The sequence below is a fragment of the Streptomyces sp. 11-1-2 genome, assembly GCF_003595545.1.
Classification (GTDB): Bacteria; Actinomycetota; Actinomycetes; order Streptomycetales; family Streptomycetaceae; genus Streptomyces; species Streptomyces hygroscopicus_B.
The window spans coordinates 9,322,718-9,344,199 of sequence record NZ_CP022545.1 but is presented as its reverse complement, the minus strand read 5'-3'; the positions used below and the strand labels follow the sequence as shown (position 1 = coordinate 9,344,199).

16 protein-coding genes and 1 pseudogene are annotated in these 21,482 nt (G+C 70.9%); 2 read left to right on the top strand and 15 right to left on the bottom strand.

Features of this window, described 5'->3' with window-relative positions:
* Positions 1 to 14 precede the first annotated feature (14 nt).
* From CGL27_RS40265 to CGL27_RS40230, 8 genes are all read right to left on the bottom strand, one after another.
* Entirely contained in the window at positions 15 to 2,309 is a 2,295-nt protein-coding gene (locus CGL27_RS40265; RefSeq protein ID WP_119992467.1) for a glycoside hydrolase family 3 N-terminal domain-containing protein, read from the bottom strand.
* Entirely contained in the window at positions 2,306 to 4,240 is a 1,935-nt protein-coding gene (locus tag CGL27_RS40260) for a cellulase family glycosylhydrolase (RefSeq protein ID WP_119992466.1), read from the bottom strand. Before CGL27_RS40260 ends, CGL27_RS40265 begins: the two co-directional genes overlap by 4 nt.
* Before the next feature lie 62 nt (positions 4,241 to 4,302).
* Complete coding sequence (locus tag CGL27_RS40255; RefSeq protein ID WP_078639659.1) at positions 4,303 to 5,346, bottom strand: LacI family DNA-binding transcriptional regulator; 1,044 nt, start codon at positions 5,344 to 5,346, stop codon at positions 4,303 to 4,305.
* Positions 5,343 to 6,170 carry a carbohydrate ABC transporter permease gene (locus tag CGL27_RS40250; RefSeq protein ID WP_078639660.1) on the bottom strand — a complete coding sequence of 276 codons (828 nt, stop codon included), beginning with the start codon at positions 6,168 to 6,170 and terminating at the stop codon, positions 5,343 to 5,345. Before CGL27_RS40250 ends, CGL27_RS40255 begins: the two co-directional genes overlap by 4 nt.
* 17 nt (positions 6,171 to 6,187) lie before the next feature.
* Positions 6,188 to 7,126 carry a sugar ABC transporter permease gene (locus CGL27_RS40245; protein ID WP_119992465.1) on the bottom strand — a complete coding sequence of 313 codons (939 nt, stop codon included), beginning with the start codon at positions 7,124 to 7,126 and terminating at the stop codon, positions 6,188 to 6,190.
* A gap of 52 nt (positions 7,127 to 7,178) precedes the next feature.
* Positions 7,179 to 8,468: an ABC transporter substrate-binding protein gene (locus tag CGL27_RS40240; protein WP_078639662.1), complete on the bottom strand. Its 1,290-nt coding sequence runs from the start codon at positions 8,466 to 8,468 to the stop codon at positions 7,179 to 7,181.
* 227 nt (positions 8,469 to 8,695) lie between these two features.
* The gene (locus CGL27_RS40235; RefSeq protein WP_119992464.1) at positions 8,696 to 10,189 is read right to left on the bottom strand and encodes a carboxylesterase family protein; all 1,494 of its coding nucleotides are present in this window, start codon (positions 10,187 to 10,189) and stop codon (positions 8,696 to 8,698) included.
* 67 nt (positions 10,190 to 10,256) lie between these two features.
* Positions 10,257 to 11,159 (bottom strand): MBL fold metallo-hydrolase, encoded by a 903-nt coding sequence (locus CGL27_RS40230; RefSeq protein ID WP_119992463.1) that lies wholly within the window; start codon positions 11,157 to 11,159, stop codon positions 10,257 to 10,259.
* A gap of 371 nt (positions 11,160 to 11,530) precedes the next feature.
* On the opposite strand from CGL27_RS40230, the gene CGL27_RS40225 reads away from it, so the two are divergent.
* Positions 11,531 to 12,904 carry an endo-1,4-beta-xylanase gene (locus CGL27_RS40225; RefSeq protein WP_119992462.1) on the top strand — a complete coding sequence of 458 codons (1,374 nt, stop codon included), beginning with the start codon at positions 11,531 to 11,533 and terminating at the stop codon, positions 12,902 to 12,904.
* A gap of 170 nt (positions 12,905 to 13,074) precedes the next feature.
* Here the strand turns inward: CGL27_RS40225 and CGL27_RS40220 are convergent, their stop codons facing one another.
* The 5 genes from CGL27_RS40220 to mhpD all read right to left on the bottom strand — a co-directional run bounded on the left by CGL27_RS40220 (position 13,075) and on the right by mhpD (position 18,093).
* The gene (locus CGL27_RS40220; RefSeq protein ID WP_119992461.1) at positions 13,075 to 14,100 is read right to left on the bottom strand and encodes an LLM class flavin-dependent oxidoreductase; all 1,026 of its coding nucleotides are present in this window, start codon (positions 14,098 to 14,100) and stop codon (positions 13,075 to 13,077) included.
* Between the two features lie 289 nt (positions 14,101 to 14,389).
* Positions 14,390 to 15,061, bottom strand: a complete 672-nt coding sequence (locus CGL27_RS40215) for a TetR/AcrR family transcriptional regulator (RefSeq protein WP_162953179.1) — start codon at positions 15,059 to 15,061, stop codon at positions 14,390 to 14,392.
* Positions 15,062 to 15,236: 175 nt separating this feature from the next.
* Positions 15,237 to 16,301 (bottom strand): 4-hydroxy-2-oxovalerate aldolase, encoded by a 1,065-nt coding sequence (dmpG, locus tag CGL27_RS40210; protein ID WP_119992459.1) that lies wholly within the window; start codon positions 16,299 to 16,301, stop codon positions 15,237 to 15,239.
* Positions 16,298 to 17,263 carry an acetaldehyde dehydrogenase (acetylating) gene (locus tag CGL27_RS40205; RefSeq protein ID WP_119992458.1) on the bottom strand — a complete coding sequence of 322 codons (966 nt, stop codon included), beginning with the start codon at positions 17,261 to 17,263 and terminating at the stop codon, positions 16,298 to 16,300. The genes dmpG and CGL27_RS40205 overlap by 4 nt, the downstream gene beginning before the upstream one ends.
* Positions 17,260 to 18,093, bottom strand: a complete 834-nt coding sequence (gene mhpD, locus CGL27_RS40200; protein ID WP_205587831.1) for a 2-keto-4-pentenoate hydratase — start codon at positions 18,091 to 18,093, stop codon at positions 17,260 to 17,262. Before mhpD ends, CGL27_RS40205 begins: the two co-directional genes overlap by 4 nt.
* A 311-nt stretch (positions 18,094 to 18,404) precedes the next feature.
* Here mhpD and CGL27_RS40195 point away from each other — a divergent pair, with 311 nt between their 5' ends.
* Positions 18,405 to 19,205, top strand: coding sequence for an alpha/beta hydrolase (locus CGL27_RS40195; protein ID WP_078639670.1), 801 nt, complete (start codon positions 18,405 to 18,407; stop codon positions 19,203 to 19,205).
* Between the two features lie 13 nt (positions 19,206 to 19,218).
* Here CGL27_RS40195 and CGL27_RS40190 read toward each other — a convergent pair whose 3' ends face one another.
* Both CGL27_RS40190 and CGL27_RS40185 read right to left on the bottom strand, forming a co-directional pair.
* Positions 19,219 to 20,340, bottom strand: a complete 1,122-nt coding sequence (locus tag CGL27_RS40190) for a 50S ribosomal protein L11 methyltransferase (protein WP_078639671.1) — start codon at positions 20,338 to 20,340, stop codon at positions 19,219 to 19,221.
* 550 nt (positions 20,341 to 20,890) lie between these two features.
* Positions 20,891 to 21,388 (bottom strand): annotated as a pseudogene (locus tag CGL27_RS40185) (3-beta hydroxysteroid dehydrogenase); the annotation flags it as partial.
* Positions 21,389 to 21,482 lie beyond the last annotated feature (94 nt).

Here is a 21,482-nt window from a genome sequence, read left to right as displayed (position 1 = left end):
CCGACCGGCCCGGATCAGCCGATCACCAGCCGCGCCCCCTGCGTCTCGGCGGAGGACGGACCGGTCTCCAGCATCAGTTCTCCGGGTTCGACGGCGAGACCGAGGTCCCGGGTGACGGAGGCGAGGGTGTCGGCGTCGATCGCGAACACGGCGTCGGCCTCCTCCCCCGGCCGCAGGTCGAGACGGGCGAAGCCGCGCAGCTCGCGGACGCGGGGCCAGGAGGAGCCGCCCGACAGCCGCCGCAGATAGAGCTGGACCGTCTCGCGCACCGGCCGCTCGCCGGTGTTGCGCACGGTGACCCGGCAGATGAGGGTCGGATCGTCCGGCGTGACGCGGGCGCGGGAGAGCCGTGGCGGCTCGTAGGCGACCGTGGTGTACGACAGGCCGTGGCCGAAGGCGTATCGGGCGGTGGCGGGCTGGTCCACATAGCCGCGGTAGCCATGGTCCTTGGCGTTGTAGAACACCGGAAGCTGCGCGGCCGACCGGGGAATCGACACCGGCAGCCGCCCCTCGGGCCCGACCGCGCCGAACAGCACATCGGCCACGGCCCGTCCGCCCCACGGGCCCGGGTACCAGGCGCTGAGCACCGCCCCGGCCGTGCCGGAGAGGTCGGGCAGGGCGTGCGGGCGGCCCTGGACGAGGACCACGACGACCGGCACGCCCGTGGCCGCCACCGCGTCCAGGAGCGCCAACTGCCCGTCGGGCAGGCGCAGCTCGGCCAGGTCGACGCCTTCGCCACTCGTCATACCGCCGGGGTTGGCGGAGGTCACGACGGCAGCGCCATTGGTGTCGAAGGAGGTGTCCTCCGAGCGCGCGCTGGACCCGCCCAGGACGAGGACCGCGATGTCCGCCGCTGCCGCCAGCGCGACCGCCTCGGGGACACCGGAGAGGTCGCCGCCGACCAGATCGCACCCCGGCGCATAGCTGACCTCGGTGTCCGGCGGGGCGGCCGACCGGATGCCGTCCAGGACCGTGACATGGTGGGAGCCGGGGCGCTGTGGCGCGGTGTAGTCGCCGATCTGCTGGGCGATGGAGTCGGCGTTCGGGCCGAGGACGGCGATCCGGCGGGTGGATGGCGCCAGCGGCAGGATTCCCCCGTCGTGGGCGAGCAGTGTGATGGACGCGCGGGCGATGCGTTCGCTCAACTCGCCTGGATCGGGGCGCTGTTCGGCAGCGGGTGTATGCGGCTCGGTTCGCTGTTCACCGGTATGCGCAGAGGGCTGTTCGAAGAGGCCCAGGCGGAACTTCAGCGTGAGGACCCGGGCCACGGCGGTGTCCAGGGTCCGCTCCGCGACGAGCCCCTGGGTGACCGCCTCGGCCAGCCGCGGAAAGCAGGCGTCCCAGAGACTCAGATCGCATCCGGCGTTCAGGGCGAGGGCGCCCGCGGCCACCGGGTCGCCCGTGAGCCGGACCAGCCGGTCGACGGCGGCGCCGTCCGCCATCACGATGCCGTCGAACTCCAGCCGCTCCCGCAGGAGTTCGGTAAGCAGCGGGCGGCTGGCGACACAGGGCAGGCCGTCGAATTCGTTGTAGGCCGCCATCACCCCGGCGGCCCCGGCGCGTATCCCGGCCCGGGCCGCCGCCAGATGGATCTCGTGCACTTCGCGGGCGCCCAGCTCGGTGGCCGCGCTGTTGCGTCCGCCGACCGTGGCCCCCTGTCCGGCGAAGTGTTTGAGCACGACGGCCACGTCGGCGGTGCGCATGCCGCGCACCAGCGCCTCGGTGAGCCGCGCCGCCAGGTACGGGTCCTCGCCGAAGCACTCCTCCGCGCGGCCCCAGCGCGGGTCGCGGACCAGGTCGAGGGCGGAGACGAGCGCCACATGGCCGCCCCGCGCCCGCACCTCCGCGCCGACGGCTGCCGCCGCCGCCTCGTAGAGCCCGGGGTCCCAGGTGGCGCCGACGGCGAGGTTGACCGGCAACACGGTGCCGTCCAGGGCCTGGTGGCCGTGGGGAACCTCCTCGACGAACAGCACCGGTATGCCCAGCCGGGTGTTCTCCACGACGTGCCGCTGCACGGAGCCCGCGACCCGCGCCCCGTCCGCCGCCGTGATGCCGTCGGCGAAGCCGACGCCGGACCACGCGTCGGCCCGCTGCAGCCCGTACAGGGCGCCCATCCCGCCGTACGCGGCGACCTCGGCGCGGAAGGCGTCGGTGAGCCGGTGGCCGTCGCCGTCCCGCTCGTAGGCGTGCCAGCCGTACATGCGCTGGTTGACCTGGCCGACCTTCTCGGTGAGCGTCATGCGCCCCAGCAGGTCGCGGACCCGCTCGGCCACGGGCGCGGCCGGGTCGCGGTAGAGGTGGCCGGTCACCGCAGCTCCAGGACGCGCACCCCGTACGGGCCGAGCGACACCTCCGCGACCGGTGCGCCGGAGGCGAGGTCGCGCAGGGTGCCGTCGGCGACGGGGCGGACGGTGAGCTCGTCGGGGCTCTGGCTGACCAGCCATACGAAGCGGCGCCCGTCGTCGTGGACGAGCAGGTCGGCGCCGGCATGGGGGCTGTCGACCGTCACCGGGCGGCGGGCCCCGGCGATGTCGGCGAGCGCCGCGTACAGCCGGTGGGTTTCCTCGGGGTTGGCACGCGCGGTGCGGGCGGCCATGTGCTCCAGGGGGTAGGTGGCCAGGACGGTGCGTCCGCGCCCGGTGTCGCGCACCAGGAGGGCGGGCCGCCCGTGGGCGTCGACGGCCACCACCCGGGCGTCCCGCGGCACGACCGGCAGATACGCCCGGCTGTCCTCGTTGCCCGCGACGGGGAAGCGCAGCGAGGTCCTGGCCGTCAGCCCGCCGAAGTCCTCGGTGAACGTCATCTCCAGGACGTCGTCCTCGATGGGCTCGGCGACACCGTAGGAGAGCTGCAGCTCGACGCCGAACAGCCCGTCCAGGTCGTCGAACCACGGGCCGCGGGTGCCGGGGTATTCGCCGGAGCAGAACGAGAGGTAGACCGTGGCGCCCGCGCGGGCGCGGCGTTCGAGCTCACGCCGGGTGCGCGTGGTGAGCTGGCGGGTGGCCGGCAGCAGGTACAGGGCCGCGTCGCCGGGCAGTCCGTCGGCCTCCCGGGTGAAGCCCACCGGCAGGTCGGCGGCGCGGGTGGCGACATAGCTCTGGTGCAGGGAGGTGAAGATCAACGGGCGGTCGGCGGGCCTGCTGTAGGGGTAGCCGCGCTCCAGGAAGGCGGGCACGACCAGCGCCGCGTCCGCGTCGGCGCGTCGGCAGTGTGCGAAGTCCACGTCCCTCAACACCTCGGCGAACGCGGCGAGTTCGAGCAGTGGGGCCTTGGGGGCACCGGTGCTGTCGGTGATGCCGAAGTGCATCTCGAAGGGGTGGTGGTCGTACGGCGAGCGGTCCCACAGGTCGTCGTAGTCGGTGTTGTTCCAGGCGATCCAGCCCGTGGCCCCGCCGAGCAGGGAGTTGTGCAGGGTCTGCCGGTAGTAGACCGCCGCGTTCCGGTCGGACACGGTGTCCGTGGAGAGGCCGAACTCCTCCAGGACGACGGGCTGTCCGGTGACCGACGCCAGTTCGCACTCGAAGGCGGCGCGCAGGTGCTGACGGGGCCGGTCGGTGTCCGAGCGGTACACATGCGGGCCCACGAAGTCCACGTACTCGGCGGTATCGCGCAGCGAGAAGCCGTTGTCGCGGCCGGTGACCTCGATGCCCCACGCGCCGTCGCCGAGCGAGACCGGCTGGGTGCCGCCGGCCGCCCGTACGGCGTTGCACATGGCCTGCGCCCAGGCCGTCACCACATCGGAGGAGGGCGGATCCACCTGGTAGATCCGGCCGTAGCCGGGCATCTCGTTGGTGATGAGCCAGCCCGTGACCGCCGGGTGGTCCTTGAAGCGGCGGGTCATCTGGGACACGAACCACGCCTGGCGGCCGACCATCCACACGTCCTCGTAGAGGTCGCGGCCCCCGCGCCAGGCGGGGTCCCAGTTCTCGCCCGACATGTGTCCGACGATGAAGGTGGGCACCGTCCCCATGCCGGTCTCGGTGTGGGCGTCGAGGAAGTCGCGGAAGCGTTCGCACAGCGTCTCGTCGACGCGGTCGGGCTGCGGATGGAAGTCGGGCCAGTAGAAGAACGACCGGGTCATCGTCAGGCCGTGCTCGCGCAGCACCCGCAGTTCCGCGCGGACCGTCTCCGGGTCGTAGTCGCGCCACATCAGGGGCCCGCCGGTGCGGGACCAGAAGTTGGCGCCGAGCCAGGGCAGGACGGCGGGGTTGTGGATGAGCTGGGCGCTGTGGCGTCGCATGGTCCTTCTCGGGTGTCGGTGGTACGGGTGGGGGGTGCCCGGAGCGGGGCCGGGGTCGGGCGTCAGCCGGGGGCGGGTCCGGTGGACTCGCGGACGACCAGCCGCGGCCGGTCGTCGAGCACCGTCTCCTCCACGTCCTCGCCGCAGCGTGCCAGGAGCAGCCGGGCGGCGGCCGCGCCGACCCGCCGCACCTGCTGGTCGACCGTGGTGAGCCGGGGGTGCAGCCAGCGGCCGAGCGTCAGGTTGTCGTAGCCGACGACGGACAGATCGTCGGGGACGCGCAGCCCGCCGCGCTGGGCGGCGCCGATGCCGCACATGGCCATGGAGTCGTTGGCGTAGACGATCGCCGTGGCCCGGTCGGCGGGCTCCAGCAGGGCCTGGGTGGCGGCGACGGCGGACACTTCGGTGAAATCGGTGTGCAGGACCGCGTAGGGCCGCAAGCCCGCTTGCCGGAGGGCCGTCTCGAAGACACCGCCGCGCAGCCGGGTGTGCCGCAGGTCGGCGGGGCCCGCCACATAGGCGATGCGCCGGTGTCCGAGCCCGAGCAGATGGCGGACGACCTCCTCGACGGCGGCGTCCTGGTGGCCGAGGCCGACGCGCGGCACGGCGGCGGCGCGGTCGGGAGGACCGAGCAGCACGGCGGGCAGGCCGAGGCGGGACAGCAGGGCGGGGCGCGGATCGTCGGCGCGGGCGTCGGTCAGGACGGCCCCGTCGACGCGGCCCTCGGCCGCCAGCCGCTTGTAGAGGGCGTTCTCCTCCTGCGCGCCCGCGACCAGGTGCAGCAGCAGACCGTAGCCGCGGGGCGCCAGTTCGCCCTCGATGCCGGTGATCAGCTCGCTGAAGTGCGGGTCCGCGCCGAGCACATCGGTGGGGCGCCTGACGACGAGGGCGAGGGTGCGGGTGCGGGCGCTGCGCAGGGCGGCGGCGGACGCGCTCGGCGACCAGCCGAGCTCCATCGCGGTGTCCAGGATGCGCGCCCGGGTCGCCTCCGACAGCCGGCCCTTGTCGTTGAACGCCTGGGACACGGCCGCGGTCGACACCCCGGCGGCGGCGGCCACCTGCTTGATGGTGGGGCGCCGGCCCTGCTTCACGGTGGGTGTGCTCACGCCTTGACCGCCCCGTTGATGAGCGCCTGCTGCATGCGCTTCTGGAGCACCGTGTAGACGACCCATACGGGGACCAGGGTCAGTACGGTACCGGCGGTGAGGACGCCGTAGTCGGTGCCGGTGATGGCCTTCAGGGTGGGCAGGGCCACCTGCACGGTGCGCTGTTCTGGGTCGGGGCCGATGATGATCAGCGAGTACAGGTACTCGTTCCAGAAGGTGAGGAAGTTCAGCAGGAGCACGGTCGCGATGCCGGGCAGGCACATCGGTATGTAGATGTGCCGCAGCACCGTGTAGGTGGACGCCCCGTCCATCCGGGCGGCCTCCTCCATCTCCCTGGGAATGGTCCGCATGAACTGCACCAGGATCACCACCGACAGCGGCATCGCCGTCGCGGGCAGGAAGAAGACCATGAACAGCCGGGTGTGGAACAGCCCCGTGGCGGCCGCGAGCAGGAAGGTGGGGAAGAGCGCCGCGAACGTCGGGATGAGGAAACCCAGCGAGAAGATCTTCTCCATCGCCGAGGCGAGCCGGCTCGTCGAGCGGGCGAGCGCGAACGCCGCGGGCAGCGCCAGCAGCAGGGTCAGCGCCAGCGCGAGGACCGTCACCAGCGCCGAGTTGACGACGGCCGTCCCCAGGTCGGCACTGTTGTAGGCGGTGCGGAAGTTGCCGAGGCCGAAGGACGAGGGGAGCGCGAAGGGGTGGGCGAAGATCTCCTCGTTGCTCTTGAACGCGGAGGCGAGGAAGTAGTAGAGCGGCACGATCAGCAGCACCGCGTAGGTCCACACCAGAAGGTGTGCGGGCAGCCAGCGTTTGCCGAGTTTCATGGTGAGCCGCCTTCGGGTCAGTAGTTCTGGCGGAACGCGCGGCGGATGGTGAGCAGCCCGACGAGCCCGGCCAGGAAGAGGATGACGCCGACGGTCTGGCTGTAGCCCAGGTCGGCCGCGATGAACGCCTTCTGGTAGACGAGGAAGGACAGCGTCGTGGACGAGCTGCCGGGACCGCCCTGGGTGAGCAGCAGGACGTGCTGGGCCGAACCGAAGAGGGTCCACAGGAACTGCAGCATGGTGACGACGCCGACGTAGTCGCGGATCACGGGGAAGTGGATGCGCCACATGGTCCGCCAGTGCCCGGCCCCGTCGAGCTGCGCCGCCTCGCCGAGGTCGTCCGGGACGCTGTCGAGCCGGGCGGCGAACAGGACGGCGGTGAAGCCGATCCCGCTCCACACGTCCAGGGCGATGAGACAGGCCAGGGCCGTCGACGGCGAGGCGAGCCAGGCGTCGGTGAGCGAACCGAGCCCCACCGACTGCAGCGCGCCGTTGGCCAGCCCGTCCGGGGACAGCGCCGCGTAGAACACCATCGCCTTGGCGGGGGTGGAGATCAGGCCGGGGATGAACAGCAGATAGCGGATGACGCGGTGCCCGGGCGGCTTCTGCGCCACGTAGTAGCCCAGCATGTAGGCGCACACGATCATGATCGGGAGCGCCACCGCCAACTGGACGGCGGTGTTGCGCACCGCGTCCCAGAACACGGGGTCGTCGAGGACCGTGCGGACGTTGCCGAGACCGGCGAAGGACACCGGCTGGAGCATGCCCGGCCAGTGCAGGGCGGCGATCACGAAGATGGCGATCACCGGGCCGATCATGAAGACCGCGTACCAGACCAGCGCCGGGACGGCGAGGATCGTGCCCCCCTGCCGGGGCGTGCCGATACGGCCCGTGGTGGCGGGCGGTGCGGGCTCACGGATCGCGGCCCCGCCCGGGGTCGACGTCAACGTCGTCATGAGGTGGCTCCCGTGGAGTCGGGCTCGGGATAAGAGCGAACGGGCGGGCGGTTCACGCGGAGCGGTACGCGGTCTCGAGCGCGGCGCGGACCTTCGCGGCGCTGGTGCCGCGGGTGAAGGACGTGCTGGTCGCGGTGATCAGCGGCTGGGCGGCGGCGGGCGGGACGTACACATCGGGCAGCAGCGCCTGGCTGACCGTGGAGCCGAGCCGCTGGGCCGCGGCGACCAGCGGGAAGTCCGTGCTGAGGGTGTCGGAGCGCAGCGCCATGTCACGGCCGCTCTCCTTGATGAACCGGGAGACGGTGTCCGGCCGGTACATGAAGCGCAGGAACTTCTCGACGGCGTCGATCTTCTTGGTGCCGTTCGGGCTGATCCAGAACCCGATCAGGGTGTAGGTCCGCAGGATGGTGGGCTTGTCGTGGACGGCGCCGCCGGTCAGGGGCCAGCCGCCGACCTCGGTGTGCCGGGCCACCTTCTCGGGCACCTTGGCCAGCGCCGAGGACATCGCCGACTCGATGGCCGCGGCCTGGGTGTTGAACTGCGTGGTCATCGTGTCCGAGGTGAGGCCCTGGGCCTTGTCGGCGAAGACGCCCGCGTCGCGCAGCGTCACGAAGTAGTCGATGCCCTCCCGGGCGCCCCTGCTGCCGAAGTCCCCGGTGGTGTAGGCGTGCCGGGCCTCGTCCTCGGTGAGGAAGGTCTGGATGATCTGGGCGAGCAGCTTCTGCCCGGTCCAGTCGTTGCCGCCGACGGTCACGGGCGCGATCCCCTTGGCGCGCAGCTTGCGGGCCGCGGCGATCAGCTCGTCGCCCGTGGTGGGTATCGCGTCGACGCCCGCCCGGTCCAGCAGGGCCCTGTTGTAGGCGATCGGCCAGTTGGTGGCGAAGTAGGGGAAGGCCCGCACCCGGCCCTTGGCGTCGGTCCACTCGGCCAGCGCCTGCGGGAGCACGCGCGTCCGGAGCCCCCAGTCGTCCAGATAGCGCTTGACGTCGACCGTGGCGCCGACGTCGGTCCATGCCAGCGTCTTGTCGTAGAGGTTGACCATGACGACGTCCGGCTCCTTGCGGGCCAGCCGCGAGGTCTCGTAGACCTGCGCGAGGTCGTCGCCGTTGATGAGGTTCTTGACCTTGAGTCCCGGATTTTCCTTGCGGAACCGGTCCAGGGCCGCGAGGTAGGTCGGCGATCCCGGGGCGGTGGTGCCCAGCTGGCTGTGCACGACGAGCGTATCGGGATCGGAGTCCGCTCCGGTCAGCGCGGAGCAGCCGGACAGGCCGGGCAGGACGGTCGCGGCGGCCAGGCCGGAACCGGTGGCGAGGAAGCCGCGCCGAGTCAGCGGTGAGTGCACTGCGGGGGTCTCCAACCAGGCGGTTAACAAGTGGTTAATCGTTCTACCTCGAGGGTGAGAGGAATGTAGGAGCCACTTCGCCTCTGGTCAAGCCCTTGCCGGGGCCGAAAAACACCTCACCGGGGACGGCGGGTACGGAGAAACGGAACGGCGCCCACCGGGAGGTCCCGATGGGCGCCGAAGCCGAGCTCGCTGTGATGGCGGCGGTACGACCGTCCGCGCGGGCGCTATTCCCAGGCCCGCCGTATCCGGGCGCCGGGGTCCGCCACCTGCGTCCATGCCTCGGCGATGCGCATGGTCGTCCGGCGCACGCTCTCGTACGGCGGCCAGCCGGGGTCGCCCGTCCTCGCGAACCGGATCCAGGTGGCGTGGAGGCGGGACGCGAGACCGGCGGGCGGCTCGGCCGGACCGAGGATCGCCTCGGGACCGTGGAGCCGTGGCAGATCGGTGCGGTCGAACACGAACGGCAGCTCCATGACGTGCGTGGCGCCGAGCCGCCCGTCCAGGGCCCGCGACCGCCAGGCGAACTCGTAGACGTGCGTCCGCGCCGAGGGATGCTGGGCGTGGGCGGCCGCGAGCCGCCGCGTGCCCGCGCCGAACAGGGCGTCCGTCATGATGGCGGACCGCAGTTCCCCGGCGGAGGCCCCGGGCCGCTCGCGGCGGTAGACCTCCACCAGCTTCTCCGGGGCGGGGTGGGAGCGTGCCGCCACGGCGTGGACGTCCTCCTCGGTCGAGGACGCCAGGTGGCCGAGCGGGGCCAGATAGAGGTTGCCCTCCTCGGCGTTCGTGCCGAGCAGCAGGTCGATGCCCGCGCCGCGGCCGGCGGTCACGGCCGCAGCCGGCTGCTGGTCCAGGACGAGGCTGAACGGGCTCAGGCCGATCAACGGATCGAAGTGCCCGTCGACCCTGAGATCGATGCCCGCGAGCTGGGGCATGGCCTCGACGAAGCGCTCATCGGGGACCGACGCCAGCGCCGCCGCGGTCGGGGCGGTCCCCAGGATGCGGGCGAGGGCCTGGGTGACCCGGTCGGCCTGGGCGGGGGCGAACGCTCCCAGGCCGTTGCCGCTCTGGATGATCGCCCGCTGGAAGAGACCTTCGGCCCGCGGGTCGGCCACCACCGCGCCCACGATCGTGGCGCCCGCCGACTGCCCGAAGAGCGTCACCCGGGACCGGTCGCCGCCGAAGGCCGCGATGTTCTCCTCGACCCAGCGCAAGGCCGCGATCACATCCAGCAGACCCCGGTTGCCGGGGGCGTCGGGGAGGTGCAGGAATCCGGGCACGCCGAGCCGGTAGTTGAGGGTGACCAGGACGACGCCGTCACGGGCGAAGCCGGTGCCGTCGTAGAGCTCCGACCGGGTCGACCCGGCCACGAATCCGCCGCCGTGCACGAACACCATCACCGGCAGGTCGTCGCGTGTGGTGTCGGGCGTCCAGACATTCACCGCGAGGTAGTCCTCGCCCGGGACCCAGCCCTGCCCGAAGTACGGGGACATGTCGAGGTCGCCGAACGCGTCGCGCTTGGGCTGCGGTGCCGTGGGACCCGCGGCGGTGGCATCCCGGACACCGTCCCATGGCGGGTGGGGCGTCGGCGGGGCGAACCGGGTGGCGCCCAGTGGCGGGGCGGCATAGGGGATGTGCCGGAAGACGGTGGCGTGCTCCTCCTGGCGGCCGCGGACGGCGCCTTGGGAGGTGGCCACGATGGGGGCGAAGGTGTTCGTCATGTGCGGGGTGTGTCTCTTCCTCGGTTCCTCGGTATCGCTCCGGCCCGGATCACAGGCGGGTCCGGGGTCACAGGCGCGCGAAGGCCGCCCATTCCTTGATGGCGAACCCGCCGCCGTCGCGCCGTACCTCCGCGGCGCCATGACCGCCCAGGTGGGCGGGGAAGACCAGGGTGTTCTCCTCGGCCGCCCGGCCCAGGATCCGGCGGCGGGTGGCGCGGGATTCGGCCGGGTTCTCGCAGAAGCAGCTATTGGTGTCGGGATCCGCGATCTGCACCGGGTTGTGCAGCATGTCCCCCACGAAGAGCGCGCGATCGCCTCGGGAATCGAGCGCGAGCACGGACGATCCCGGTGTGTGTCCGGGGGCGAGTTCCAGTCGCAGATTGGCGTCGATGTCGAGGCTGCCGTCCCACAGCACCGCCTTGCCCGCTTCCTGGATGGGGGCGACGGAATCCTCGAAGACATTCTGATTGCCCCTGCCGAACACTGTCTTGTGCTCGTTCTCCGGATTCCAGAACTCGAAGTCGCGCTCCGGCATGAGATAGGTGGCATTCGGGAAGGTCGGCACCCACTGCCGACCGTCGAGCCGGGTGTTCCAGCCCACGTGGTCGACGTGCAGATGCGTGTTGATCACGACGTCGACGTCCTCCGGCCGCACTCCGGCCCTGGCGAGATTCCCCAGGAAGTCGGTGTTCAGATAGCCCCACACCTGGGCGTAGGGCCGGTGCTTGTGGTTGCCCACACCGGTGTCGACGAGAATGGTCTTGCCCTCGCTGCGCAGGACCCAGGTCTGAATCGCGGATCGCACATTGTCGGCGGCGGGGTCGTAGAAGTCAGGGACCAGCCAGGACGCGTTGTCCTCCCAGACCTTCTCCGGGCTTTCCGGGAAGAATGCCCGGGGCGTCAGGTCGACCGGGCCGTAAAATTCCTCGACGCGTGTGATGGTGACATCGCCCAGCGTTATCTGCTGCATGGATATTCGCCTCATGTGTCAGAAAGTCGATTACCAGCAGAATCCTCGCCGGAGGGGGCCGGGGGCGGTATCCGTCACCTGACTGCACCTGCCCTCCGACGACGGCCGCGTGGCCGATAACACATCACCACCGCTCCGAAAATTTTTCGTAGACCAGCCCGGAGAGATCCTCTTTACCGCCGATAGCCGCACGTACACGCCGAAGACCAGCAGCTCAAAGGCGGGGATGCGGAGGTGCCGGCGAAGTCTTCTACCGGAAGAGTTCCGGAAGGAAGCGTTGACGTTGCGTCAGTCCCGCAGCATACTCCGCAGCGATCGTTGCCCATCGGCACACCACTGCCACCCGCTCGGCCTTCGAAGAAGGGACAGCAATGGTCATCAATTCCCGTCAGGAACACAGAGATCGGCGTCCTCGGTTACGCGTCCGAAGGGCGTTCAGCCTCGGTGTCGTCGGCTTCCTCACCGCGGCCAGTGTTCTGGCCTTGTCCGGCCCCGCCAGCGCCGCGAGCACCCTCGGCGGTGCGGCGGCGGCCAAGGGCCGGTACTTCGGTGCCGCCGTTGCCGCGGGCCACCTCGGCGAATCCCCGTACGCCGCCACGCTGGACACCGAGTTCAACGCCGTCACACCCGAGAACGAGATGAAGTGGGACGCCGTCGAAAAGTCCCGGAACTCGTTCACCTTCGGCTCCGCGGACCAGATCGTCGGCCATGCTCAGGGCAAGGGCATGAAGATCCGCGGCCACACACTGGTCTGGCACTCCCAACTGCCCGGCTGGGTGGGCGGTTTGAGCGCCACCGAGCTGCGCTCGGCGATGAACAACCACATCACCAAGGTGATGCAGCACTACCAGGGCAAGATCTACGCCTGGGACGTGGTCAACGAGGCGTTCCAGGACGGCAACAGCGGTGCGCGGCGCAGTTCGCCGTTCCAGGACAAGCTCGGCGACGGCTTCATCGAGGAAGCGTTCCGCACCGCCCGTGCGGCCGACCCCAACGCCAAACTCTGCTACAACGACTACAACACCGACGGTCAGAACGCGAAGAGCAACGCCGTCTACAACATGGTGAAGGACTTCAAGGCCCGTGGTGTGCCGATCGACTGCGTCGGCTTCCAGTCACACTTCAACAGCCAGTCCCCGGTGCCCGGTGACTACCAGCAGAACCTCCAGCGCTTCGCCGCCCTCGGCGTCGATGTGCAGATCACGGAGCTGGACATCGAGGGTTCCGGCACGGCCCAGGCCGACAGCTACCGCCGCGTCACGCAGGCGTGCCTGGCCGTGTCCCGCTGCACCGGCATCACCGTATGGGGCATCCCCGACAAGTACTCATGGCGCGCCAGTGGCACCCCGCTGCTGTTCGACGACAACTACGGCAAGAAGCCCGCGTACAACGCGGTGCTCGCCGCGCTGGGCGGCACCAGCGATGGTGGCGGCGGCGGCCGGACGTGCACCGTGTCGTACGCCGAGACGCAACGGTGGGGCGACCGTTTCAACGGTGAGGTGACGGTGCGGGCGGGCACCTCCGCCATCAGCGGCTGGACGGTGACGGTGACCGTGCGTTCCGCGCAGAGCGTCGCCACGACCTGGAACGGCAGTCCCACCTGGGACGGCAGCGGCAAGGTCATGACGATGCGGCCCAATGGCAACGGCAGCCTGGGCGCCGGAGCGGCGACCAGCTTCGGCTTCACGGTCATGGCGAACGGGGACTGGTCGGCCCCCACCATCGGTTCGTGCACCGCCTCCTAGCCGACGGGCAGCAGCATCCTGATGCACGACGGCGCCCCCATGTTCGCCACCGTGGCAGGCGGTGCGCGACGGGGGCGCCGGCCACAGGCGCTGCGGGCCGCTCATCTTCGCGGGGGTCACGGCCAGGGCGGCCGTGCGCGGGCCACGCCGGACCAGTTCCTCCAGTACGCTCACCGACCGGCTTCCGGCCGCAGGGCGGGCAGCACCTCGGAGCCGACGCTTTCGATCAGCTCGGTGGGCGGGTCGTAGGAGCCGACGTGCTGGAGGAACACATCGGTCACCCCGTCGGCGTGCAGCGCGGTGAGCCGTTCGGCGATCTCCTGGACGGTTCCGAACAGGCAGAACTCCTGGGCGAACCGGAGCACCGCCGCATCGCTCACCCAGGCCGAGCAGATCTCGACGGCCGCGTCCCAGTCCTCGGCGTGGACGAGGTCCGGATAGACCCCCTCCACCCGTGCGGGTACGTCCAGTTCGATCCCGGCCAGGGCGAGGAACGGCGCTCCGCCGTTCTGGGCGATCGAGGCGCAGATCGGCTTGAGCAGCCGGGCTTCGGCCTCGATGTCGTCGGTCACCGCGCAGAACGCCGAGACCGTCAGCGGGATGGCCGCCGCGGTGCGGCCCGCGGCCTCGGCGCCCTCCCGCACCCGGGCGGTGGCACTGGCGAGAGTGTTCCGCGAGACGCCGCTGAGCAGGATGACACCGTCGGCGATCTCCCCGGCGAGCCGCAGATTGCGGGGGCCGCTGGCGGCCATATGGATCGGCACGTTCGGATCCGGGTCCCGCAGCCGGGACCGTACGCCGTTGAAGTCCCACTCCTCCCCCGCGAACAGCGCCCGCAGCGTGGCGAGCCCGTCGCGCAGCTCCGCCCCGGTGCTCTGGCGCATGCCGATGGGGCCGACCGAGCTGTTGCCCACGCCGAGGCCGAGCGTGAACCGGCCGGGTGCCAGCTCGGCGACGCTGCGGGCGGCCGAGGCGACGACGGCCGGGTGCCGGGTGGCCAGGTTGGTGACCGCGCTGCCCAGGCCGATCCGCTCGGTGCCCAGCGCGGCGGCGGTCAGGACCGTGAACACGTCCCGCCACAGTAGCTGGGAGTCGGGGAACCACACCTGGTCGAAGCCCAGTTCCTCGGCCCGCCGGGCGGTCCTGGCCAGCCGGTCCACTCGGTCGCACGGCGGTATACGGACTCCGATGCGCATCTTGCTCTCCTCCGGTGTGTGCACGCTTTAGTACTATGTACGGTACGACGTACGAGAGTCAATGGACCTCTGTGCGGTGCCGCTGTCGGCCACGTCGTACGGAGCCGGATCGCGCGGCGGGACGCCTGGGGCCGAATCGAAGTCGGCTCAGCGATCGCAAGTGGTCGTACTATGTACCGTTCGGTGTATGCCGTCAAGGGATCCCGACAGCACCCATGGTGGATACGGAGAGAAGACAGCTCAGCCCCGGGCCGAAGGACCCGGGGCCGGTGAAACCAGGCAGCGCGTCTCAGTCGCCGGTCTGCCGCAGGACGCCCGCGATGAGGCAGTCGAGCCCGAAGAGGAACTGTTCGTCGCTGGGCAGAGTGGTCATGTCCTCGGCGAGCTCCACCATGTTGGGGAAGTCCTCACGTGGCAGGGCTCCGTAGAAGTGCCTGCGGCGGCGCCGCAGCTCCTCGGCCTCGGGATGGTCCGCCTTCCCCCACGGGCGGGGGGCCTGGTAGCTGGCGAATCCCAGGCTGTACTGCACGATCAGGCCGTAGACCCGCACCGCCTCCCGGTCCGCGAACCCCGCCTCGCGCAGCCTCCCGATGACCGCTTCGAACGCGCCCCGCATGGACTGCGGACCGGTGCTCACCCGCGTGGAGAAGAGCCGCACGATGCTGGGGTGCTCCCGCATCATGTCGAGGAAGGCCAGCGCCAGGGCCCGTACGACCGCCTCGGGCGAGGTCTCCTCGGCGGTGGGCAGCCGGAAGTTCCCCATGACGTGGTCGGCGATGCCGTCGAGGATCTCCTCCTTGCTGCGGAAGTAGCTGTAGAGCGTCATCGCGCCCACGCCGAGGTCCGAGGCGAGCCGCCGGATGGTCAGCACCTCGATGTCTTCCTCGTCGCAGATCCGGGTGGCGACCTCGATGATCCGCTCAGCAGTGAGCGCCCTCGCACGCGACCGCGGACCCGCCACCTGGGCTCTCCTCTTCTCACACCACCGGAATCCGGCGACGCGCCCGGCGCCGTCGTACCGCATACCGTACAGCCGCCCTCGGGCATTTTCCCCCTCGGGCGAACCGCCGGTCCGGCGGGCTGTGAGACGTCGACAAGACGCGGACGAGAAGAGGTGGCCGGAGCCGATCGGGCGGTCAGGAGGCGGAGTTCGCGCGGGCGGCGAGGTCCAGGGCGATGTCCGTGATCATGTCCTCCTGGCCGCCGACCATCTTGCGGCGGCCGACCTCGACCAGGATCGCGCGGGTGTCCAGACCGTGGCGGACCGCGGCGGCCTCCGCGTGGCGCAGGAAGCTGGAGTACACGCCCGCGTAGCCGAGGGTGAGGGTCTCGCGGTCGACCCGGACCTCGCGGTCCTGCAAGGGCCGGACGACATCGTCGGCGGCGTCCATGAGGGGGAACAGATCGCAGCCGTGCTTCCAGCCCATCAGGTCGGCGACGGCGATGAACGCCTCCAGCGGGCAGTTGCCCGCCCCCGCGCCCTGGCCCGCGAGGGAGGCGTCCACGCGCGTGACGCCGTTCTCGACGGCGACCACGGTGTTGGCCACCCCGAGGGCGAGGTTGTGGTGGGCGTGGATGCCGAGTTCGGTGTCCGGGTCGAGCACCTCGCGGTAGGCGCGGAAGCGGTCGCGGACACCGTCCATGGTCAGTCGGCCACCGGAGTCGGTGACGTACACGCAATGGGCGCCGTAGGACTCCATCAGCTTGGCCTGGCGGGCGAGTTCGGCCGGTTCGGCCATATGGGACATCATCAGGAACCCGGCGACGTCCATGCCCATCTCGCGGGCGGCGGAGATGTGCTGGGCGGAGATGTCGGCCTCGGTGCAGTGGGTGGCGACGCGCACGGAGCGGATGCCGAGGGCGTGGGCCCGCCTCAGGTCGTGCAGGGTGCCGATGCCCGGCAGCAGCAGCGTGGTGGGAATCGCCTTGCCGGAGGCCCCGACGACGGCCTCGATCCAGTCCCAGTCGGTGTGGGCGCCGATGCCGTAGGTGACGCTGGAGCCGGACAGGCCATCCCCGTGGGCGATCTCGATGGCGGCCACCCCGGCGGCGTCCAGGGCGGCGGCGATGGTGCTCGCCTGCTCGACGGTGTACCGGTGGCGGACGGCGTGCATGCCGTCCCGCAGGGTCACGTCCTGGATGTACAGGGCGGGCGGGGCCGACGGGGTGGGGGCGGTTGCGCCGGCGTCGGTCGTGGTCATCGTGCGGCCTCCTCGCCGGAGCGGTATGCGGCCAGGCGCTCCGCGGTGCGCAGCGCGGCCGAGGTCATGATGTCGAGGTTTCCGGCGTAGGCCGGGAGGTAGTGGGCGGCGCCCTCGACCTCGAGGAAGACCGAGACCTTCACCGCGTCGGTGTGCGCGGCCCCGGCGGGCAGCAGGGAGCGCAGCGGGTCGTCGGCGCCCACCTGGTCGAACTGCACCTTCTGCTTGAGGCGGTATCCGGGCACATACGCCTGGACCCGGCCGACCATCTCCTCGACGGAGGCGGTGACCTCCTCGGTGTCGCAGCCGGAGACCAGGCAGTGCACGGTGTCGCGCATGATCAGCGGCGGCTCGGCCGGGTTGAGGATGATGATGGCCTTGCCGCGGGCGGCGCCGCCGACGCGCTCGATGGCCGAGGCGGTGGTCTCGGTGAACTCGTCGATGTTCGCCCGGGTGCCGGGGCCCGCGGAGCGGGAGGAGATGGACGCGACGATCTCCCCGTAGTGGACGGGGGTGACCGCGCCCACCGCGGCGACGATCGGGATCGTGGCCTGGCCGCCGCAGGTGACCATGTTGACGTTCGGCGCGCCGAGGTGGGCGTCGCCGTTGACCGGGGGCACCACATAGGGGCCGATGGCCGCCGGGGTGAGGTCGACGAGGGTACGGCCGAGGGGGCGCAGCACCTCTTCGTGGCGCTTGTGGGCACCGGCGGAGGTCGCGTCGAAGACGATCTCCACGTCCGCGAACTCGGCCAGCTTCACCAGCCCGTCCACGCCCTCGTGGGTGGTGGCCACCTTCAGCCGGCGGGCGCGGGCCAGCCCGTCGGAGTCGGGGTCGATGCCGGCCATCGCGGCGATCTCCAGGGTGTCGGAGAGCCGCAGCACCTTGATCAGGAGGTCGGTGCCGATGTTGCCGGATCCGATGATCGCCACCTTGGTGCGGGTGTTCGTCTCGCTGCTCACCGGTTGTCTCCTTCCGCGGCGAACCCGACTCCTACCGCGCCCAGGTTCGAGATACGGGCTTGGAACACATCGCCCGGGGCGGCCGGGACCATCGGCCCCAGGGCCCCGGTCAGGACGAGGTCGCCCGCGCGCAGCGGGTCGCCCCGCTCGGCGAGGGCCGAGGCCAGCCAGACGGCCGCGTTGAGGGGGCCGCCGAGGCAGTCGGCGCCGGTCCCCTCGGAGACCAGCTCGCCGTTGCGCGTCATGGTCATCTGCACGGAGCGCAGGTTGACCCCGGTCAGCGGGACGGGGAAGGCGCCGAGGACGTACATCCCGCAGGAGGCGTTGTCGGCGACGGTGTCGACGATGGAGATGTCCCAGTCCCGCACCCGGCTGTCGACGATCTCCAGCGCGGGCAGCGCGAAGTCGGTGGCGCGCAGCAGGTCGACGACGGTGCACTGGGCGTGCGGCAGGTCGCTGCCGAGCACGAGCGCCACCTCGGCCTCCACCTTGGGCTGGAGCAGCCGCCCGGCGGGCACCTCGCCACCCTCCGGCACGGCCATGTCCGCGAACAGGGCGCCGAAGTCCGGCTGGTCCACGCCGAGTTGGCGCTGCACGGCGAGCGACGTCAAACCGATCTTCCGGCCGACGATGCGGCGGCCGGTGGCCTGCTCGCGTTGCAGGTTCAGCCGCTGCACCGCGTAGGCGGCCTCGATGTCGCCGTCGTCCAAGAGTGTGCGCACCGGTGGGCAAGCTGTCCCGCCGCGGGCGGCCTCCGCCAGTGCGTCGGCGGCCTTGACCACGGCCCCGGGGAAGGCGTCCGTCGGGACGCGGTCGGGCACATTCGGCACGGGCTACCTCCTGAGGTGGAACGTGGGTGCCGGGCCCCCGGCGCTCCCCATGTGGCCTCCGGTATAGACGCGCGGGCCGCCATGAGCCAACTTTTGTTCCGTTACGCGGAACGCGGTGGGCACTGGGATATCGAACGAGGCGGCGCTGACCTGCCATACCCGCATCCGGCCGGACGGGCGTACCGCCGCACGGAACTCCCTCGGCGAGGGGCCTGCCTCCGCCGCTCGGCTCTTGACGCCACCCAAGGAGTTCCGTACAAAGTACGACCAGGACCGCGGGCTCGCCAACCCGCCACATCGGGAGAGTGCATATGCTGACCGCCCACTACACCTCCAGCCGCTTCGGCCAGCTTCACCACGTCGAGTGCGGTGAGGGCGAGCCGGTGCTGCTGCTCCACCAGACCCCGCGGTCATGGACCGAGTACCGCGATGTGCTTCCGCTGGTCGGCGCCACCCACCGAGCGATCGCGATGGACACCGTCGGCTACGGTGCCTCGGCGAAACCCGCGGACGATCAGAGCATCGAGATGTTCGCCGACGGGGTCGAGGACCTGGTGGCCGGGCTGGGGCTGGAGTCGTTCCACCTGGTCGGCCACCACACCGGCGGAGTGATCGCGGTGGAGGTGGCGGCGCGCCTGGGCTCCCGGGTGCGGAGCCTGGTGCTCTCGGCGACCCCGTTCATCACCCCGGAGAAGCGCGCCCGAGCGGCGTGGAAGCGCCCGGTCGACTGGGTGCAGCCGAAACCGGACGGCTCCCACCTCATGGAATTGTGGAACCGGCGCAGGCACTTCTACGAGCCGGGGCAGGAGGCCGCGCTCAACCGGTTCATGGCCGACGCCGTGCGGGTGCTGGACCGGGCGGAGGACGGCCACATCGCCGTTCGGCTGTTCGCGATGGACGAGCGGCTGCCGCGGATCACCGCCCCGGCCACGGTCATCTGCGGGCAGGACGACGATCCGTCGATGCCCAGCTTCGAGCCCATGGTGAACGCCCTGTCCGCCACGGGGCACATCGTGCCCCGAGCAGGTGTGCCGTTCCCCGAACAGCGGCCGGAGGAGTTCGCCAGGCTGGTGCTGGACGCCGTCGCATCAGCCGGGGCGACGGACCGCTGACGATGGCGTGGCCTCAGGGCGCGGGGAACAGCGAGCGGTAGAAGGGCGTCTCACGGAAACCGTCCCCGTGATGCGTCGAGCTCCAGCTCAGTGGCACCGCCGGGCCACCGGCCCGGTACAGCTCGCCGACGAGCGCGTAGTCGGGGTGTACACCGTCATCGCTCATCGCCGTGGTGAAGTCGAACTCGAACCGGTCGCCCGGCCGTACCCGCAGACCCTCCTCCGACAGCGGGGCGTACACCGGGGTCCAATTGCTCGACTGGACCAGCGAGTCGAGCGGCTCGTCACCCTCGGCCACCCACAGGCGCACGCCGAGCGCGAGCCCGGAGAAGCGGCCCTCCCGGGTGAAGGTCAGCTCGACGGCGTCGACGCCCTCCGGCTGCAGGTCGCCGTTGTACTCCAGCGGCTCCACCTCGACGGCATCGGACAGATACGACCGCTGCCGCACCCTCGGGTTGTCCTGCAGCCCTTCGAGGACCACCCGCAGATCGAAGGGGCGGCCCACCGACGCGAACACCTCTTCCACGTAACGGAAGACGAGGGGCGGAAAGCCGGGGAGCGTGCCGAGGTTCGCGCTGTTCAGGTCCAGGGCAACGGCGGTGGTGGCACTGCGGTGCGGGATGAACACCCCGCCGGGCTTCACCAGGCGCTCCCGCGCGTCCCGCAGGACGGCCCCCGCCCCTTCCGAGCCGCCGAGCGTGCCGATGATCTCGGAGACGCACATATCGACGGGCTCGGGCAGCTCGATCTCGGTGGACAGCCCCTCCACCACCGTGATCCGGTCGGCGAAGCCTGCCTTTTCGATGTTCTTCCGGGCGATCCGCGCGGACTCGGGGATGACCTCCACGGCCCACACGTGCCGCGCTCCGGCGCGGGCGGCGGCCAGCGCCCACACCGCGTCCTGCCCCGTGCCGATGTCGAGCACCGTCCGGCCGGGGGCGTAGCGCCGGACGGCTTTGGTGTATGCGCTCATCCGCCGCTCGTCGTTGATCATCGCCTCATACGCGACGTCGTCGTACACCGGATACTCGCCGATCGAAGCGAACAGCCACACCGGGCTCGACTCCAATTCGCACGCCCGTACCGGCACCTTGCGACCCGGTGCGGACAACTCTGCGAGGAAGGAACGCGGCATCTTCAGACCTTTCCCTGGAGTGACTTTTCACGACCAGCATGCCAGGCAGGAAAACCTGGAATCCCTAGCAATTGAACTCGCCATGGGTGAATAAAGTCCGAATATGGCCCGGTTAAAGCAATGTAAAAGTCAGAGAAGCGAGGCGATCGATGCTCGATGTCGCCGCCGCCCGGCCACGGCGGCGGCCACGCCCGTGATCGCGCGCCAACAACGGCCATCGAGGGACCTTGTGCCGCCACGAGGCGGTCTCATCGAACAGACGTGCCCCAATAATTGGCATGTTCGCGATCAGACGAGGGTTGCTTGTGAAGGGAAAATCGGCTTGATTTCGCGGATGGAGCCCCGGATTCCGGCGCTGGACCGTCCGAAAGTAATCGGAACTCATATCCAAGCTGGTTATCCGTAGTAATTGGCGAGACAGGCACTCATGCCCGCCGCGCCGCCAACGGACCATCGCCCGTTGGCGGCGTGCGGAAATATGAAAGTTGAACGGATTCCGCCGAACGCGATGTCCGCGGCCCGCGATGTCAGCTCCGCCGGAGCGGGACCGTCAATCGTTGAAATAGTGACCTTCCGCGATGTCCGCGATCAGCGCGGGACGCGTCGGCCGCCACCCCAGGCGTTCCCGCGTCCCCGCGCTCGACGTCGGGCTGTCGAGCGACACCAGGGGGCCGAGGAAGCCGAGGTGGTCGCCCGCGTCCTCGGGCGCGACCCCGGCCACCGGCACTCTCAGCCGACGGCCGATGGCCTCGGCGATCTCCCGGAACGTCACCCCCTCATCGCCGACCGCGTGCAGGCGCGAGCCGGCCGGGGCCGCCTCCACCGCCAGCCGGTACGGATGCGCCGCGTCCAGCCGGTGCACCGCGGGCCACCGGTTGGATCCGTCGCCGACATAGGCGGACACGCCCTTCGCGCGGGCGATGCCGATGAGAGTCGGTGTGAAGCCCTTCAGGTCTCCCTCGCCGTGCACCAGCGGCGCGAGCCGCAGCGCGGCCGAGCGCACACCGCGCTCCCCCATCGCGATCACGGCGTGCTCGGTCGGCACCCGCAGGGCCCACCGCGGCACGCGAACTGCGCGACCGGCGCCCCGCCGCCGAGGTGCGCACCCTGCATCTGGACTTCCGCCAGGTGCGAGCGGCCCT

Bases quoted from the DNA above. Each gene is read 5' to 3' on its own strand.
- CGL27_RS40260 (WP_119992466.1), bottom strand. From the start codon at position 4,240: ATGCGACGCCACAGCGCCCAGCTCATCCACAACCCCGCCGTCCTGCCC.
- CGL27_RS40250 (WP_078639660.1), bottom strand. From the start codon at position 6,170: ATGAAACTCGGCAAACGCTGGCTGCCCGCACACCTTCTGGTGTGGACC.
- CGL27_RS40245 (WP_119992465.1), bottom strand. From the start codon at position 7,126: ATGACGACGTTGACGTCGACCCCGGGCGGGGCCGCGATCCGTGAGCCC.
- CGL27_RS40235 (WP_119992464.1), bottom strand. From the start codon at position 10,189: ATGACGAACACCTTCGCCCCCATCGTGGCCACCTCCCAAGGCGCCGTC.
- CGL27_RS40230 (WP_119992463.1), bottom strand. From the start codon at position 11,159: ATGCAGCAGATAACGCTGGGCGATGTCACCATCACACGCGTCGAGGAA.
- CGL27_RS40225 (WP_119992462.1), top strand. From the start codon at position 11,531: ATGGTCATCAATTCCCGTCAGGAACACAGAGATCGGCGTCCTCGGTTA.
- CGL27_RS40220 (WP_119992461.1), bottom strand. From the start codon at position 14,100: ATGCGCATCGGAGTCCGTATACCGCCGTGCGACCGAGTGGACCGGCTG.
- dmpG (WP_119992459.1), bottom strand. From the start codon at position 16,301: ATGACCACGACCGACGCCGGCGCAACCGCCCCCACCCCGTCGGCCCCG.
- CGL27_RS40195 (WP_078639670.1), top strand. From the start codon at position 18,405: ATGCTGACCGCCCACTACACCTCCAGCCGCTTCGGCCAGCTTCACCAC.
- CGL27_RS40190 (WP_078639671.1), bottom strand. From the start codon at position 20,340: ATGCCGCGTTCCTTCCTCGCAGAGTTGTCCGCACCGGGTCGCAAGGTG.